Source organism: Chitinophaga sp. 22308 (assembly GCF_052045305.1).
In the GTDB taxonomy this organism is placed as follows: domain Bacteria; phylum Bacteroidota; class Bacteroidia; order Chitinophagales; family Chitinophagaceae; genus Chitinophaga; species Chitinophaga varians_A.
On record NZ_JBQEOP010000009.1, the window covers coordinates 224,938 to 245,043 of the forward strand.

Annotated in this window: 1 protein-coding gene; it reads right to left on the reverse strand. The window is 52.4% G+C overall.

The genetic code is table 11. The annotated features are described in order from the left end of the window. Window positions 1-6: 6 nt before the first annotated feature. Window positions 7-20,106 (reverse strand): non-ribosomal peptide synthase/polyketide synthase (locus ACTJJS_RS30825; protein ID WP_440667625.1); only part of this gene is annotated, 20,100 nt, incomplete at its 5' end.

The following is a 20,106-nucleotide window of genomic DNA, read 5'->3' on the forward strand; positions in this document are numbered from 1 at the left end:
TATTCTTTACAAATTGATAGACCTGGTATCCGCCTTGTTCAGCTGCACGTCCTGCCGGTTGACCTGGATATGTACCGCCAGTGCGCTGATAGTAGGCAGCTGGAAGAATGTGCTTACCGGAAGCGTTACGCCATAAGTCTCCTGCACAGCCGCAAGAACACGCATCGCCAACAGGGAATGTCCGCCAATCTCGAAGAAATTATCGTGAACGCCTATACGTTGCACGTTGAGCAGCGCTTCCCACATCGTGACAAGTGTTTGTTCTGTTTCGCCAGCAGGCGCTACATATTCCTTCGTACGCGCAATACCAAGGTCTAACCGTAAAAGGGCTTTCTTATCTATTTTCCCGCTGGGCGTCAGCGGCAGCTCATCAAGGAACGTAAGCATGGCAGGGACCATGTATTGCGGCAACCTGGTCCTTAGCCAGGACAAAAGGCCTTCCTGGTCTATACTGCCTTGGCGGACGATATAGCCGGTCAGCATTTTATCATGCTGGTCAGTGGGCTGGACCAGCACCACCGCTTGGCTTACTTCGCTGTGTTCTTCTATTACATTCTCAATTTCTTCCAGCTCGATACGATAGCCACGCACCTTCACCTGTTCATCGGCCCTTCCGAGGTATTCGATGTTACCATCGGGCAACCATCTGCCCACATCGCCTGTTTTGTAGATCCTATAACCGGATGGCGTAGTGACAAAACTGGCTGCTGTGAGGTCAGGACGGTGCAGGTAGCCACGCGCCAGGCCAGGGCCGGATACGCATATCTCTCCTTTTACACCTACCGGGCACAGACCACCCCAGGCATTAAGAATATATACCTGCACATTGGCGACAGGCCGTCCTATCACCACTGTGTTATCCGGTCGTACCGGGTCGCCGGTGAGCGTAGAACACACGGTATTCTCTGTCGGTCCATAGGCATTCACCACGCGGACACCTTTTTTCATCATATGACGGGCGTCTTCCACCCGCAAGGCTTCACCTGCGGACACCACCGTTTTCACCGGTCCGAGCACGTCTTTTACAACGCGCTGATAGGAAGGCGGCAACGTCACCAGTTCCACGTGCTGACGTTCCAGTAATGAAGCGAAACGCGCGACTGACAACAGGTCTTCTTCCTCTGGCAATACCAGCGTACCTCCGCTCGTCAGGGTGTTGAATATTTCATAACAGGCCGCATCAAAGCTGAAAGAAGCAAACTGTAATGACCTCATGCCAGGGCGTAAATGCAGTGCGTCCCGTTGGCTCTGCACGAGGTTATATACGCCTCTGTGCTCTACCATGACCCCTTTGGGGCGACCAGTGGAACCGGACGTGTAGATCACGTAAGCCAGTTGATCAGGGGAAGGACAGGTAGCAGGTTGGGTGACAGGATAAGCATCTATAATATGCTGTTCATCATCCAGCAGGATGACATCCGGCTGCTGTTTCACCTGCAAACGCTGTATGGTAGCGCGGTTGCTTATCAATAATGTAGCCCCTGTATCGGACAACATATACTGAACACGCTCCGCAGGATATTCCGGATCAACAGGCACAAAAGCTCCGCCAGCTTTCAGAATGCCCATGACCGCGATGATCATTTCCGGTGTACGGTTAATAAATACCGGCACTAAAGTTTCTGCTGTCACTCCTTTATCCTGCAGGTAACGGGCAAGCTGCGAAGACCGCTCATCCAGCGCTTTATATGTCAGCATGCTATCCCCTTGCAGCACGGCCGGTGCATCCGGCGCGTTCGCTACGCATGCAGCAAAGAGGTCCAGGGCCGTTTTGTCCGGCTGTAAAGTATAACTGGCAGGTATATCATTAAAGTCAACTGTTATGGCATGCGTTTCCGCCGGCGACAATACGGACAACAAAGCTACCGGCGTTGCAGGCGCCCTGAGGATATCTGTCAACAATTGCTCAAAATGAGCTGCCATGCGGTTGATCGTATTACCGTTAAAGAGGTCGGTACTGTATTCAATATTACCTTCCAGCCCCTGCGATGTTACAGACAAGATAAATGTAAGGTCAAACCTGGAGGTGGTCTGTTCCGCGCTCACCGGTAAAAGGCGGAGGTCTTCCAGCTCCAGTATAGACGCTTCCGGCATGTTCTGTAACGCCATCATCACCTGGAAGAGAGGGCTGCGGCTCCTGTCATGCTCTTTTATGGCCACTTCCACCACCTTCTCAAAAGGTGCGTCCTGATGATCATAGGCATCCAAAGTGGTTTGCTTCACTTGTTGCAGCAGCTCCGTGAAAGCCGGGTTATGCGCCAGGTTGCTTCTGAGTGCCAGTGTGTTCACAAAAAAGCCGATCAGGTTTTCTGTTTCCAGTTGCGTTCTGTCGGCTACAGGAGTGCCTACACATATATCCTCCTGCCCACTGTAATGATATAACAACACCTTGAAAGCGGCGAGCAATGTCATAAAGAGCGTAACACCCTGTTGCTGTGAAAAACCCTGCAATGCATCAGCCATCTCCTTGCTGAGATGAAAATGGCTGGAGGCGCCCCTGCCCGTCTGTACCGCGGGATAGGGATAATCTGTTGACAGCTGGAGCGGCGTAGTTCCGGTTAATTTATCTTTCCAGTAATCAAGTTTTCTTTCCAGTACTTTACCAGAGACATAGTTGCGTTGCCAGATGGCGTAATCGGCGTACTGGACCTCCAATGCCGGCAGTAATGGTTTTTCTGCCGCGCTATATGCCTTGTACAAAGCTGTCAGTTCATTTACGATGATCCTTACAGACCAGCCATCTGCGGCAATATGATGCAGCGTCAACACCAATATGTGTGTTTCTTTCCCTTCCTGTACCAGGTGGGCGCGCAACATATAATCAGCCGACAGGTTGAATGGCACACGTATCAGTGCGTCCACGTCATAATCGCCGGTGATGACCGTCCAGTCCCATTTATCTTTTTCAAGGATGTGCTGATAAGGCTGTCCGCCGGATGTGCGGATGACCGTGCGTAACACCTCATGGCGATTGACAATCGTCTGCAAGGCATTCCATAGCGCCTTCCTGTCCAATGCACCTTCCATGCGCAGGATGGCGGGCATGTGGTACTGCACGCTTCCTTCAAGCTGGTCAATGAACCATAAACGTTCCTGGCTATACGAAAGCGGGAGGTGCTGCGGGTAGGCTGGCGTCTTCGTTACCGGCGGCAACGTTTCTTTTGCTAATCCGGCCATATACACGGAGAGCCCGGCAATAGTGGGATGTTCAAATATTTGTCTGACGGGGATGTCCAGCTGTTCATATTTCCGCAGGGCAGCTGTCAGGCGCATGGCCAGCAGGGAATGTCCGCCGATCTCAAAGAAGTTATCGTGGATGCCCACGGCCTCAATGTTCAGCAACTCGCTCCAAATGCCTGCCAGCAGCTGTTCCCTTTCATTGCGGGGGGCCATATAGTTATCAGCACGCCAGGAGGCGTCAGGTGCAGGCAATCCCTGTTTATCTATTTTACCATTGGCAGTAAGCGGGAAACTGTCCAACGCTATCCAAATGGCAGGTACCATATATGCAGGCAGCTGTGCTTTAAGATAAGCGGAAACGCCGTCTCTGTCAAATGTGCTGTGGCAGACGATGTAGCCGACCAGCTGTTTACCGGTGGCCGTATCCTTCACCAGCACCACGGCCTGTTTGATACCGGGATATTGCTGTAATACATTTTCGATTTCACCCAGCTCGATGCGGTATCCTCTTACTTTCACCTGGTCGTCAGCACGGCCCCTGTATTCAATAGTACCGTCAGGCAGCCAACGGCCAACATCACCGGTACGATACATCCGCACGCCCGGACGGAAAGGGTCCGCCACAAAACGTCTGGCCGTCAACGAAGCCTGGTTGAGATAACCACGTGCCACGCAAATGCCGGACACGCATATCTCTCCCGGCACACCTACAGGGCATAAGTTGTTCTGGTAGTCCAGTATGTATATATGCATATTCTGCAGAGGCTTACCGAGTGGCACATTCAGGCTCTCCGGTGTCTGGTGCATAATATGATGGCAAATATCATCGGACGCTTCTGTAGGTCCATAGGCATTTACAACCGGAATATGCCCATACAGCGGATGCTCGAACCACTGCGCCAGTATATGCCGTGGCAGTACTTCCCCGGTCACCAGCAGGTATTGCAGTTGTTGCAATGCGACCGTGGCCTGCTCCTGCAGCAGTGCTCCGAGGTAAGACGGCACCACTTCCCATATAGTTACTCCGTCGCGGTCAATTGACTGCAGCAGCGTCGTTGGCTGTAATACTGTTTCCTCGCTGTAGATGGCGGTAGCGCCTCCTGTCAGCAATGCCGACATCATTTGCCAGACAGAAATATCGAATGTGGGTGAAGCGGTGTAAGCGACCACCGATGTATCAGTGATCTGCAGGTCATTTATTTTGGCATAGAGGTGATTGAGCATGCCTGCATGTTCTACCATAACGCCTTTAGGGCGGCCGGTAGACCCCGAAGTATAAATAACATACGCCAGGTCATGCGGAGCTACCGTATGTGGCAGCGGTACCGCAGGATATCTGCTGATCTTCTCTCCGTCAGCATCTATAAAGATAACCGAGAGCCCTCCGGGAATATTATGTTTCCCGTTTTTACTGGTTATCACTATCCCGGCAGTGGTATCGTCCAGGATATACTGTATCCTGTCAGCAGGGTAATCGATATCCATAGGCACGTAAGCGCCGCCCGCCTTCATAATGCCCAGTATGGAGATGATCATTTCCGGTGAGCGTTCCAGGCATATCGGTACCAGCGTATCTGTTGTAACCCCCAGTTCGCGCAGGTAATGTGCCAACCGGTTGGACTGCTCTTCCAGCTGAGCATATGACAGGCGTTGCCCATCCATTATTACCGCAATGGCGTCAGGCCTGCCGGCAGCTTGTTTACGCACCAGCTCTACCAGGTTGCTGGCTGCCGGGTAATCTTTTATTGTATCGTTGAACGTGTCAGTGAGTTGTATTTTTTCTGACGGGGTGATACAGTTCAATGCGCCGATGTGACTTGCCTCCTGCGTTACTATTTGTGTAAACACCTGTTCAAAATGGCCGGCGATGGCATTTACATAGCTATCGTCCAGCAGGGAGACATTATAACTGAAGCGTACTGTTATTTTTTCACCGGTGGAGATGGCCATACTAAGCGGGTAATTGGTCTGCTCATTCATCTCTACGTTACCTGCCTTCAGCTTCCAGGGCTGTCCGGCCAGCAAATGGTTCACAGGGTAGTTCTCAAATACCAGCAACGTATCAAAGAGATCACCGGGGATGCCTGCCCACCGTTGTATGTCTATCAGGGAAGTGTACTGATAACTGCGTACCTGTGTTTGTTTGGCCTGAAGGTCCTGCAGCCAGGGCACAATTTCCTGCCCATCGTCTATTGCTGTGTGCAGCGGCAGTGTGTTGATGTAAAGTCCCACCCGCTGTTCCACTCCTTCCAGTTCAGCCGGACGGCCGGACACTGTCACGCCGTAGGCCACCTGCCTGCTACCAGTATAGCGGTACAGCAGGAAGGCCCATAAACCCTGCATCAGGGTGTTCTGGGTGATATGGAACTGTTGGGCGAAACGCTCGGCAGCAGCACTTTCCATATAGATGACATGTTCCCTGTATTCACCGGTGCCCTTATTCCTGGCTGCAGTAGTGCCAATAAACGGCAACAGGCACCCTTCCTGCAGGCCCGATAAATACTCCTTCCACCACACCTCTTCGGTCTGCCTGTCCCTGCGGTGCAGGTAACGTATATAATCCTCGTAGCGGTCTTCTGCCACAGCCACCGGCCGTCTGCCGGTCGCCAGCGCCTCATAGGCTTGCAGCAATGCCTCCATCAATACCGGAATGGACCAGCCATCCAGCAGAATATGGTGAAACGTCCATTGCAGCCTGTATTTCTCATCGCTGAGCTGCAACAAGGTGAGGCGCATTAACGGCGGTGCGGCGAAGTCAAAGCCTTTGGCCCTGTCTGCCGTGCTGAAGGCCGCCACAGCTTCCTCCTGCTCTCCGGCGGTCAAATGCCGGTAGTCAATAACTGTTACCGGTATACGAATATCGTTGTATACACATTGTACAGGGACACTGAAGGCTTCGCTGTAAAAGGCGGTACGCAGAATACTATGACGGAGCAGCACTTCATTCCAGGCTTGCCGGAACAGATCCGGATGCACACCTGTCAGCTCACAGGCAAACTGGTCGATATAAGCGCCCACGCCCTCGTCAAACAGGTTATGGAACAACATCCCTTCCTGCAGGCTGCTAAGCCTGCTCATACCGCTCACATACCGGCGCCTGGTGGCATCCTGGTAAGGCGTGTCCAGGAAGATGTCCAGCTCTCTGTTGCTGATAACGTCTCCCAGGTCATAGTCTGCGGGGGTGAATACAGGGGCTTCTACCGATAAACATTGATCTATCAACGCTTCCAGGCACCGGCAATATTTCTCTGCCAGGTGATGTATACTGTCCGCTTCAAAATGATGCCGGCTGTACCCCCATTGCAATATGAGCTCCCCACCCTGTACCACGGCGTTCACCGCCAACAGATGCTGTACCGGAAAATCCCCGCCGGCAGCTGTTTCCAGCGACTCACCTGCAATACGCAGGAAGCTCTCCCTTTCAACAATATTGTCCGACTGGCCCAGATAGTTGAACACCACCTGCCATGGGTCTTTTTCCTGCAAGGGTTCCAGCCTGTTAATGTATTTCAGTACACCATAGCCAAGCCCTTTATCTGCTATTTTACGCAGCTGTTCCTTCACGTCTTTCAACAGCTGTTCATACGAGCTGTCATTGTTCACTTCCAGCAGTACCGGGAACAGGCTGGTAAACCAACCAATCGTGCGGCTGGTGTCTACAGCGTCATTAATATTCTCGCGGCCGTGTCCTTCCAATCCGATCATCACCTGGCCGTTGTTGTTCCATCCTGACAGCGTGTATGCCAGCGCCGCCAGCAGCAGATCGTTGATCACCGTATGATATGCCTGCGGGACATCCTGTAATAGCTGCCTGGTACGATGGGCATCCAGGCGGACCGTATGGCCCTTCATATCAGCTGCGGTAACCGGCGCACTGGTGGTTTTATCGGTACGTAACGGTATGTTCCGCTTCACGGTTTGTGTCCAGTAAGACTGCTGGTCCAGCAGCCGTTTGCTGCCGCTGTAATTCGTAAGCGCCTGGTACCATTCCCTGCAGGAGCTGCTCTTCGTGCCTATATCGCCGCCTTGCAGCAATAGCGCCAGGTCTTCCAGCAGGATACGCCAGGACACGCCGTCTATTACCAGGTGGTGAATAGTTAACAGCAACCTGTTCCCGCTTATTTCAGCAGGTGTTTGTATAAATACGGCATTACATAGTATGCCCCGGGTAATATCAAGACTGTACTGGCTGTTATCATGGATATCCCTGATGGCTGCCGGCAGCTCTTCTGCCGAAAGATCACGCAAATCCGCTACCATAACCTGCCCTTCATGGGTACCGTACATCTGTTCCCATGCCGGCCCGCCTTTTTTAAAGGTAAACCGCAGCGCGTCATGATGCCGATGCAGCTGCTTGATCGCTGTGTCGACAGCAGTGGCGGCAATGGACTTATCTATATCCAACAGGACGCTTTGGTTAAAAGGTATCTGCGTATCGGCAACATTTTCGAAATACCACTGCTGTATCGGCAATAAGCCGCTGCTGCTGGTCAGGGTGCCCTGTTCAGCGTTACTGGTCGCTCCTTCCTGTGAATAGTAATGTGCTGAAATTTTTTCAATCGTCTGATTTTCAAAAATGTCGCCCACCTTCAGTTCAAAGCCGGCACGCCGTATGCGGCTGACCATCTGGATCACAATAATGGAATCGCCACCTAATTCAAAGAAGTTATCGTATATCCCTACCTGTGGCACACTGAGCAATTCCTGCCAGATGCCTGTCAGCGCTTCTTCCAGCGCATTACGCGGCGCCACAAAAGAAGCAGTGCCGGGTGTCTCTTTTTCCGGTGCAGGTAAAGCCTTTTTATCAATTTTCCCGTTGGCATTCAGTGGCAGGGATTCCATCTCTACGAGGAAAGATGGCACCATATAGTCCGGAAGGTGTTCTTTAAGGTATTCCAGGATGCTCGCCCTGTCAAATGTGTGCTGGGAAACGATGTATGCTGCCAGGTGTTTATGCTGATGCACCGCATCTGAAACAGCCATTACAAAAGCCTGTTTCACCAACGGGCACTGATGCAGTACACTTTCTATTTCTCCGGGCTCTATGCGATGGCCACGGATCTTCACCTGATCATCTGCACGGCCCATGAAGGTGATATTGCCATCCGCTTCACGGCGGGCCAGGTCTCCTGTCCGGTAAATACGTTCTCCTTCGAGGAATGGGTCTGCCAGGAACCTCGCGGCAGTCTGCTCTTCGTTGTTCAGATAACCACGCACCACGCCGGAGCCGCCCACATACAGTTCTCCCGTTACCCCCACAGGCACCGGCTGCATCAAACGGTCAAGGACATACGCAGTCCTGTTGCTTAACGGTACTCCTATCGGGGTAACTGCCCGCAGGCCATGAAAATCTATACGATAGCTCAGTGAGAAGGTCGTGTTCTCTGTAGGTCCATAGATATTGCTCAACGCAATAGCAGGATAAGCCGTATGTAGTTTCTCTGCATGTTTTTCCGACAGCTTCTCTCCTCCCACCAGTATCGCCTTCATTCCCTCAAACACCGTGATATCGGTATCTACCAGTTGATTGAACCAGCTGGTGGTGAAGAACATTTTAGTAACTCCTTTGTTTTGCAGCTCTTCTTTCAACACTGCCACGTCCAGCAGATCATGTTCGCGGCTCAGCACCAGCTTGCCGCCGTTCAACAACATACCCCAGTATTCAAAGGTGGTGGCGTCAAAGGAAACCGATCCTGCCGACAGGATAGCATCGGTTGGCTCAAATGTGATATAATTCTGGTCATATATCAAACTTGTTACGTTCCGGTGTTCCACCAGCACGCCTTTCGGGCGACCGGTAGACCCGGACGTGTACATCACATACGCCAGGTTATCTGCACGTAAGGCAACAGCAGGAGCACCCGACAGTGACGAAAAATCTGTCAGCGTATCTATGCAGAGTACTTCCTGTTGCGGTTGCAGCGTATTGAACCGTTCGCTGTTTCTGTTGTTGGTGATCAGCAGCGGGCCTCCCAGGTCAGACAGGATATAGCTGACACGGTCGTCCGGATAGTCCGGATCTATCGGCGCATAAGCGCCGCCGGCCTTCAGAATGGCCAGCAACACCACCATCATGTCCGGCGAGCGGTGCATACATACCGGCACCAGTGTTTCAATAGTAACGCCCTTACTTTGGAGATAATGGGCCAGCGCGTCTGAACGTTCATCCAGCTCAGCGTAGGTAAGCGTGGTGTCTTCAAACGCCACGGCTGTCGCATCCGGCCGTTGTGCCGCCTGTATCCTGAAAAGGTCCGGAATAGTGGCAGTGGCCGGATAATCTACAGCAGTGGCATTGAAGCCGTACAGCAGCTGGCTTTTTTCCGCAGGGGCCAATATGCTGATGTCGTCAAGGTGCGTTGCGGTTTTATAAATGATTTGCAGCAATGCCTGTTTAAAATGGCCCGCAATGCGGAACGCGTCATCATCACTGAGCAGGTCACTGTTATAGTTGAACGACAGCCGGGTATTTTCACCCATTGTCACGATGATGGTCAGCGGATAATTGGATATAGGGTCTGCCATTACTTCGCTGATCCGTAAAGCCCAGTTCTGTGATGCCAGCACATCGCTCACTGGATAGTTCTGGAATGCCAGGGCGCTGTCAAACATATCCCCGGTAATACCGGTGAGCCGTTGCACGTCATTCAACGGGGCATACTGGTACTCTCTGCTGTTCAGCTGGTCCACCTGCAATTCCTGCAGCCAGGCGCTGATCTCCCGCTCTCCGCTGACCGCCACATGCAACGGTACCGTATTGATATACATACCTACCCGTTGCTCTATGCCCGGCAGGGATTCCGGCCGGCCAGACACCGTAATGCCATACGTCACGTGCTGGCTTCCGATGTACTTATATAACAGGAACGCCCATACGCCCTGCATAACTGTATTGGGAGTAATCCGCTGTTGTTGCGCATATTGCGACAACGCGGTAGTGACCGTTGCATCCAGGATTACTTCGGCTTCCCTGAAGATACCGATCCCCTTGGTGCTCTGCGCCGCATCGATGAAAGGCAGCAACGTGCCTTCCGTCTGATGCCGCATGTAATTGCGCCAGTATTGTTCTTCAGCGGCTTTATCCTGCCGGTAAATGAAACGGATATAGTCTTCATACCTGTCTTCAGGTACCACTACAGGCTGTTCTCCATTGAGTAAAGCCCCGTATACCTCCAGCAGCTCCTGTACCAGCACCGGGAAGGACCAGCCATCCAGCAGCAGGTGGTGGGAAGTCCATAACAAACGGTAGCGGCCTTCACCGAGGCGGACAAGCGTAATCCGCATCAGCGGCGCGATACCGAGATCGAATCCCTGCCGCAGATCAGCTTCTTCAATGGCCCGCAACTGCGAAGCCTGTCGCCCCTCAAGTACTGTTACCGGCAGCGTCACCTGGTGATACACACACTGTACCGGCACATTGAACGCGTCATAATAAAAAGCGCTGCGCAGGATGGTGTGATGTTGCAACAGATATTTCCAGCATTGGAGGAAAACATCTTCGTTTACATTTTCCAACGTGCATTTAAACTGCTCTATATAAGTCCCTGCCTTTTCATCATACAGACTATGGAACAGCATTCCTTCCTGCAGGCCGCTGAGGCGGTATAAAGCAGCCACCTGGCTTCTTCTGGAAGTTCCGTTGTAATCGGCGTCCAGGAAACTATCCAGTTCCCTGTAATCCACCCAGCGCTCCAGGCCGTAGTCAGATGGGGTGAACGCAGGCGCCTGCGCAAGACAGTGGTTGATAACGGCCCTGAGAGTTGCCAGATAGGCGTCTGCCAGTGCGGTGATCGTAGCCGCATCGTAGTGCAGGCTGCTATATCCCCAGTGCAGTATCAGTTCTCCGTTCTGCACGGCGCCATTGATAAATATTTTATCATGAAGAATAAACCCTTCTCCTACAGCATCACCGCCGGATTCTTTGGCCATCCTGATATACCCGGACTCCTGCACCAGGTTATCTGATTGCCCCAGGTAATTAAAGCCGATCTCCCACGGGTCTTTTCCCTGCAGACTGTCTGCACGGTTGATATATTTCAACACCATATATCCGACGCCGTTATCCTCCACTTTCCGCAGCTGCTCCTTCACTGATTTTACAAGGGCAGCAACATCTGATGTACTGTCAGGCTGTAACAACACAGGATACATACTGGTGAACCAACCTACTGTACGGCTGGTATCAATACCGGAGATAATATCTTCACGCCCATGGCCTTCCAGTCCGATAATGACGCTGCGGCTCCTGTTCCAGTCACATGCCGCAGCGGCGAGTGCGGCCAGCAGAATATCATTAATGTCTGTATGGTAGGCACGAGGCACTTCCTGTAACAGGTTCCTCGTTTGCACGGCATCCAGACGGACCTCGCAGGTACCGGTATCCTGCATGGTTACAGGCCCGTTCACTTCCCTGTCTACCCTGAGCGGCGTATGGAATTGCCTGAGCCCCTCCCAATACGGAAGTTGCTGCTTTAAATGCGGCGACTGGCCATAATCCACCAATGCGTCATGCCACTGCCGGTAAGAGCTTGTCTTTGGCCCCAGAATAGTTTCGGGAGAAGCATGAACATCATCATTCAGTAGTAATGACAGATCTTCGAGCAGAATACGCCAGGAAACGCCATCCACGGCCAAATGGTGTACCAGCAGCAACAACCTGTTACAGGCTGTTCCAGGTGCTGTCAGAAACAGCAACGCACGGAACAATACCCCTGTTCCAGGGTCCAGGCTGCGGTGATAGTGACTGCCCACCGTATTTATCCTCGTGGCCAGTTCACTTGCCGGAAAATCAGTCAGGTCAACCGTTTCCAGGCTGGCTATATGATTCCCGTACTTCTGTTGTATGCCGGCCGCGTGGTCAGTATACACGAACCGGAGCGCATCGTGGTAGGCTGCCAGTTGTTGTATGGCCTTGTCCAGTTTTTCAATAGCAATATCTTTTGATATCTCCAACAATAACTGCTGATTAAAATGCGCACCGCTTTGGCCGTTGGTATCGAAGTACCATTGCTGTACCGGTAACAATCCGGCGGCGCCGGTCAGTTGTCCCTGCTCGGCAGTAACCTGTTGTTTCGTATTCTCCTGTAACAGCTCTCCTAATGCGGCTATCGTCTGGCTGCGGAACAGGTCCCGTGGCTGCAGCATATAGCCGGCACGTTTAGCCCTGCTTACCACCTGGATGGTGATAATTGAATCGCCGCCAAGCTCAAAGAAATTATCGTGTATACCTACCTGTGATATGCCCAGCAGGTCCTGCCAGATACCTGCCAGCACAGATTCCGTTTCATTGCGGGGTGCTGTATAGGTGTTATGGGAAAGTTCATTGGCATCCGGGTCCGGGAGCATTTTACGGTCTACTTTACCATTGACGGTGACCGGTAATTTCTCCAGCTGCTGTAGTATGCCCGGCACCATATATTCCGGCAGCCTTGCTTTCAGATGCGTAACGATGGCATCACGGTCAAAGGTGGTACGGGGCACTATGTAGGCAACCAGGCGTTTGTTGTTAAACTCATCCGTTTTCACGGCAACAGCCGCTTGTTCCACCCATTCACATTCCTGTAAAACCGCTTCTATTTCTCCCAGCTCAATCCTGAACCCGCGTACCTTTACCTGGTCATCCTTCCTTCCGGCATATTCAATATTCCCATCGGCCAGCCATCTGCCAAGATCGCCGGTCTTATACATCCGGCCACTGAACCTTGCATTATAGGGACTTTGAACAAACTTTTCAGCTGTCAGGTCCGGACGGTTCAGATAACCCCGGGCCAGAGCGGCGCCACTGACACAGATCTCACCCGGCACACCAACAGGGCATAATCTTCCGTTCTCATCCAGGATATGCACCTGTACGTTGTGGATCGGTTTGCCAATTACAACCCGGTCGTCTATTACCGGCTGCGGCGCTATCGTCACAGTTACTGTATTTTCCGTAGGCCCGTAACCGTTAAGCATACGGATACCTTTGGCACTGATATACAGACCGTCTTCCTTATTAAATGCTTCGCCAACAGAAATAATTGTTTTCAGTGGTCCAAGCATGTCCCTGATAATATGCAGATAAGAAGGAGGCAAAGCAGCTACTTCTACCTGATGCCTGTGTATCAGGGCTGTAAAGCTTTCAGCGGATAAAAGGTCATCTTTTTTCGGCAGTACCAGGATGCCGCCGTTCAATAATGTGTTGAATATTTCGTAGCAGCTGCCATCGAAGCCGAATGATGCAAACTGCAGCACAGGCGTACCTTGCCTGATGTGCAACACGTCCCGCTGTGAGCAGGCGAGGTTTACAATTCCCCGGTGTTCCACCAACACCCCCTTGGGCCTGCCGGTTGAACCTGAAGTATAGATCACATAAGCCAGTTGCCCGGAACGCAACACCGGCAGTGTAACAGCAGCAGTTTCCTCCGTTTGCGGGATAACTCCGTCCAGGCAAACTGCTTCCATTGTTTCGGGGAAACGATGCCTGCAGGCGCTACTGCAAACAGCGATGCCCGCAGCAGTATCTTTCAGGATATAACGGACGCGTTCATCCGGGTGGTCCGGATCAACAGGCACGTAAGCGGCTCCCGCCCTGAGTATACCTAATATACCAATGATCATTTCCGGAGAACGTTCTGTACAGAACGGCACTAACGTCTCAGGCTGTACGCCTCTGCTGCACAAATAAAGTGCAAGCGCCGACGAACGCTCATCCAGCTCCCGGTAGGTCAGCATCTGCGACTCATACACAAGCGCCACGGCGTCCGGCGTGCGTGATACCTGCTGTTCAAACGTATCAATGATATGCTGATGAAGCGGATAATCAGCTTCAGTGTCATTGAACTGCCACCGAAGCATTTTCTCTTCTTCAGGAGGCAGTATGTTCAGCGCACCGATATTCACTTGCGGGTCCTGTACAATCGCTTCGAGCAACACTTCGAGGTGTGCAGCCATGCGGCTGATGGTATCAGGGCGGAACAGGTCCGTGCAATATTCCAGGCTGGCCGTCAACCCTGTTGCGTCTTCCATGACGGATAAAGTAAGGTCGTACTGGGAGGTCGCCCTTTCCACAGGCTGTTCTTTCAACTTCAGCGCGCCCAACTGTATTTCCGGCACATCAGGAGTATTCTGCAATACAAACATCACCTGGAACACAGGGCTATGGCTCATATTACGGGCTACAGCCACTGCATCCACTACTTTTTCAAATGGTATTTCCTGATGCTCCCAGGCGTTCAGGGTTGTTTTTTTCACTTGCTGCAACAGGGATACAAAAGACGGATCTCCTGACAGATTACTCCTGAGAGCAAGGGTATTGATGAAGAAACCTATCAGATTTTCAGTTTCCTGGTGTGTTCTTCCCGCAACAGGCGTACCTACACAGATATCAGTTTCCCCGCTATAGCGGTAAAGCAACACCTTAAAGGCTGTCAGCAGCGTCATAAACAGTGTACTGCCTTCATGCAGGGAAAGCGATTTCAAACCGTCCAGCAAAGGCCTGTTCAGGTGGAACTGATATATCGTTCCGCGTGTACTTTGCTCGGCAGGACGCGGATAATCTGTTGGCAATTCCAGTACCGCTACACCGGCCAGTTGCTGTTTCCAGTAAGCTGCTTTTTCTTCCAGTATTTTTCCGGTGAGATATTTCCTTTGCCATAATGCATAATCGGCGTATTGTACGGGTATATCCGGAAGCTGTGCGGGCGTACCTGTAGTATAGCTATTATACCAGGCGACCAATTCTTTCACAATAATGCTTACCGACCAGCCATCGGCTGCAATGTGATGCAGGGTCAACACCAGTATGTGCGTATCTTCCGACTGGCTGATAAGATGTCCCCGCAACATATGGTCTGCCGAGAGATCAAAAGGACGATGGATGATGTCGTGGATTTCCGTACTTGTCAATGGCCCATCAATGCGGTCCAGCAGCCAGTTGCCGGAAGGGATGACCTGTTGGAAAGCGATCCCGTTTTCCGTTGTCATTACAGTGCGTAGTACTTCATGCCTGTTTACAATAGCACCGAGTGCCTGTTCCAATGCAGCTATATCCAGCTCTCCTTTCAGCTCCAGTATGGCCTGCATATGAAACTGTGTGCTCCCGCTGAGTTGGTCAATGAACCATAAACGTTCCTGGCTATACGAAAGCGGGATACGGTCAGGACGCCCGCCTGCGGTAATTGCAGGTAATCGGTTCTCTTGTGACAGCCCGCTTATATAGGCTGCCAGCTCCGCTATTGTCGGGTACTGGAATAGTGACCTGATTGGAAGCTCCACCTCCAGGCGGTTGCGCAACACCGCCGCTTCACGCATCGCCAGCAGGGAATGGCCTCCCAGCTCAAAGAAATTATCATGAACGCCTATACGCCGGGCACCTAGCAATTCCTCCCATATGTCCACCAATAGCATTTCCATCGGGCTGGAGGCGGCAGTATACGCACGTTGGCTTCCTGTGCCCGGATCAGGCGACGGTAATAGCCCCCTGTCTATTTTACCGTTGGCATTCAGTGGGAATGCCTCCATCTCGACGATAAAAGAGGGGACCATATAGTCCGGAAGGCGCTCTCTGAGGGCTGACCGGATGTATTCTTTGTTGTAATCTTCAGCCGGCACTATGTAAGCCACCAACTGTTTCCCGCTTCCGGCATGTGTGCGCACCGTTACCAATGCCTGTTTTACACCGGCCAACTCCTGCAATACGTTTTCTATTTCCCCTGGTTCTATGCGGTAGCCGCGGATCTTCACCTGGTCGTCCGTACGGCCCATGAAAGTGATAAGACCATCTGCTTCGCGGCGGGCGAGGTCCCCTGTCCGGTAAATACGTTCTCCTGCCACAAATGGCGATAACAGAAAACGGCTGGACGTCAGCTCCGGATGGTTCAGGTAACCACGTGCCACCCCGGCGCCACCCACATACAATTCTCCGGTCACTCCTATGGGTACCGGTTGCAGTGAACCGTCCAGTATGTACGCTGTTCTGTTTGCCAACGGTAAACCGATTGGAATAACCGCACGCAGATTATTTCTGTCGATACGGTAACTCAGGGAGAAGGTGGTGTTCTCCGTAGGGCCATAGCCATTACCCACCCCTATCGATGGGTATGCAGTCAGTAATTTTTCCACATGGCTTTCTGACAGCTTCTCTCCTCCTACCAGAATCACTTCAAACCCCGAAAAAACAGTAATATCGGTATCTACCAGTTGGTTGAACCAGCTGGTCGTAAAGAACATCTTGTTTACTCCTCTGCTCTGCAACTCTTCTTTTAATGTAACCACATCCAGCAGCTCATGCTCCCGGCTCAATACCAGGCGGCCCCCATTGAGCAACATGCCCCAGTATTCAAAGGTCGTGGCATCAAAAGACACAGACCCGGCTGAGAGGATAGCATCTGCCGGTGTAAATGAGATATAACCAGGATCACACACCAGGCTGGTTACATTATGATGCTCTACCAACACCCCTTTCGGACGGCCTGTAGAACCGGAGGTATACATCACATACGCCAGGTTGTCTGCATGTAGCTCCACGGATGTGAGGTCACCGGCAGCAGGGATATTCGTCAGGGTGTCGATGCACACTATTTCCTGGGCCGGTTGCAGCGATGCCAGCCGGGAGCGGTGATCGCTGACGGTGATCAGCAGCGGCCCACCCAGGTCTGACAGGATGTATCGGATACGGTCATCCGGATAAGCGGGGTCTATGGGCGCATAAGCACCGCCTGCCTTCAGGATGGCCAGCAGCACCACGATCATGTCCGGGGCGCGGTGCATACATACAGGCACCAGCGTTTCGGTGGTAACGCCCTTATCCCGGAGATAACAGGCCAGCGCGTCAGAACGTTCATTCAACGCGGCGTAGGTAAGCGTAGTATCCGCAAATACTACTGCCGTCGCTTCCGGCCGAAGAGCGGCCTGTTTTCTGAAAAGGTCCGGTATAGTGGCGGCAGAAGGATAATCGGCAGCGGTGTCGTTGAAATCAAATAACAACTGCTGCTGCTCTGAGGCTTCCAGCATAGGCAATGCTCCTACTGTAGCGGATGGCGTGGCCGCCACCGCATACAGCAACTGCCGGAAATGCCGGGCCATCCGCTCGATGGTCGCCTCCTCGAAAAGATCTGTACAATATTCCACTGTCAGCTTTAGACCCTGCTGCACTTCCCGAACAGAAAAAGTAAGATCGAATTTGGCGGTATGGGTCTCTACTTCAGCGCCAGTGACCTGCAAACCTTCCAGCCGGAGCGCATTAAGCTCTGGCGTGTTTTCCAGTGTAAACAATACCTGGAACAACGGATGCCTGGACAGGTCCCTTTCCAGTTCCAGCGCTTCCACTACTTTTTCAAAAGAAACATCCTGGTTGTCATAGGCGTTTAGCGTGACCTGCTTCACCTGTTGCAGATAGGCAGAAAAAGGAAGACCCGGGTTAAGGCTGGTACGCAGGGCGAGCGTGTTGGTAAAGAAACCGATAAGGGGTTCTGTCTCCGCAGCCGTTCTTCCAGCCACCGGCGTACCTACACAAATATCTTCCTGGCCGGCATAGCGGTGCAATAACACCTTGAAAGCAGCCAGCAGCAGCATATACAGCGTCACTCCTTCTTCGCGGGCAAGCGCCTGCAAGTCGGCATAAAGCGTTCTGTCCAACTGGAAAATACGTGCAGCGCCATGAGTGCTTTGTACAGCAGGCCTTGCATGATCTGTCGGGAGGTCCAGGGACGCAGTGCCCGTCAATTGATTTTTCCAATAGCGCAGCTGTTGCTGAATAGCGTCCCCGGACAGGTATTCCTGCTGCCAAAGGGTATAATCCGCATATTGTATTTCAATGGGGGAAAGCTGTATTGTCTTGCCGGTTGCACAGGCATTATACAATTCCTCCAGTTCCTTAATGAGAATGCCTGTGGACCAGCCATCGCCGGCGATATGATGGATAGTGAGCACCAATGTATGCCGGGTATCGTGATGACGAATCAGATGTGCCCTCAGCATATGGTCTCTCTTCAGATCAAACGGCTGGTCGATCAGCGCTTTAATCTCTGCTGCTGATAAAGCGTGATCTGTTTCCTGCCACTGCCAGGCATCTTTGTCCATCACGCGCTGGTAATCATTTCCACCTGTTTCTTCCACTACGGTACGCAATACCTCATGCCTGTTGACAATAGCCTGTAATGCAGATTGTAGGGCGGGCTTGTTCAGCGTGCCATCAAGAATTAATACGCCCGGCATATGGTAATGCACGCTGCCTTCCAGCTGGTGTATGAACCATAAACGTTGCTGGCTATACGAAAGCGGGATACGTTCAGGGCGTGGTAAAGCGCGGATAGCGGTAATATTGCCGGGCTGCGCCTGTTCGCGGATATAAGCGGCCAGCAGGGCAACAGTGGAATACCTGAAGATGGTATTCACGGACAATATTACCTGCATTTCCTTGCGTAATGCTGCCACCAGTCTCATGGAGAGCAGCGAATGTCCGCCAGCGGCAAAGAAATCATCATATATGCCTATCCGTTGTACCCCCAGCAGCCGTTCCCATATAGCGGCCAGTTTTGCTTCCGTGGTATTCCGCGGTGCCACGTACGCCTGTTCGGGCAGCAGTGCCGCGGGGCCGGATAACGCTTTACGGTCTACCTTCCCATTCACGGTCAGCGGGATCTCCCCTAATTCTATCAGCAATCTGGGCACCATGTATTCCGGCAGTCTTGCTTTCAGCCAGGCCAGGATACCTTCTTTGTCGAAAGCGCCCTGCGGCACCACATAAGCCACCAATCGCTTTGTATCAGCCCCATCTGATATGGCCAACACCACAGCCTGGTTCACCAGTTCACATTGTTGCAGTACGCTTTCAATCTCGCCCAGCTCAATGCGGAAACCACGGACCTTCACCTGGTCGTCTATACGGCCCAGGTATTCGATGTTGCCATCAGGAAGCCAGCGCGCCAGATCGCCCGTTCTGTACAGCCGGCCACCTGACCCGTTAAAGGGATCTGTTATAAACCTTTCCGCCGTCAGTTCAGGGCGGTTCAGGTAACCGCGCGCCACCTGGACGCCACCTATATGCAGTTCACCCGCAACGCCCACCGGCAGCAGCTCTCCGCGCTCATTCAGGATGTGTATCTGTGTGTTCGATACCGGTTGACCTATCGGTATAATATTATTCTCAACATGACGCGGGGCATGCCAGCAGGTAACGTCTATCGCGGCCTCCGTTGGGCCGTAAAGGTTATATAACTCCGCACCGGGTATACGTAACTGCACATCGTGCACCTGCTGCGGCTTCAGGGCCTCGCCACTGCATATGATCCGGGTGAGCGGTAACGTTTCTGCATCGCCTACGCTGTCCAGGAAGACCTGCAACATGGATGGCACAAAATGGACAGTGCTGATATCATAACGCCGGATTGCTTCTTTCAGGTAATCGGCGTCTTTTTGTCCCTGCGGGCGCGCAAACACCAGACGGGCGCCGGTGATCAGCGGCCATAACAGTTCCCATACAGATACGTCAAAACTGAAGGTGGTTTTCTGCAGCACCCCTTCCCCTTCCTTCAAACCAAAGTAAGACTGTTTCCATAGCAATCTGTTTACTATGCCTCCGTGCTCATTCATCACTCCCTTGGGCTTGCCGGTGGAACCGGAAGTATATATCACATAGGCCAGGTGATGGCGCTGAAGACCGGCATCCATTGCAGTTGTCGGGAAACTGTCCAGCAGGTCCCCGGATTCATCCAGCAACAATATCTCCGGTGATATGTCCATTTCCCTGAGCGCCGCTTCCTGCCGGCTATCTGTTAGCAACAGGTTTGCTCCTGTGTCGGTTATCATAAACCGGATGCGCTCTGCAGGATAGTCAGGGTCTACCGGTACATAGGCACCGCCGGCCTTCAGGATGCCTACTATGCTGATGATCATATCCGGAGAGCGTTCCAGGCAAACGGGCACCAGCACGTCCGGCCCTACGCCTTT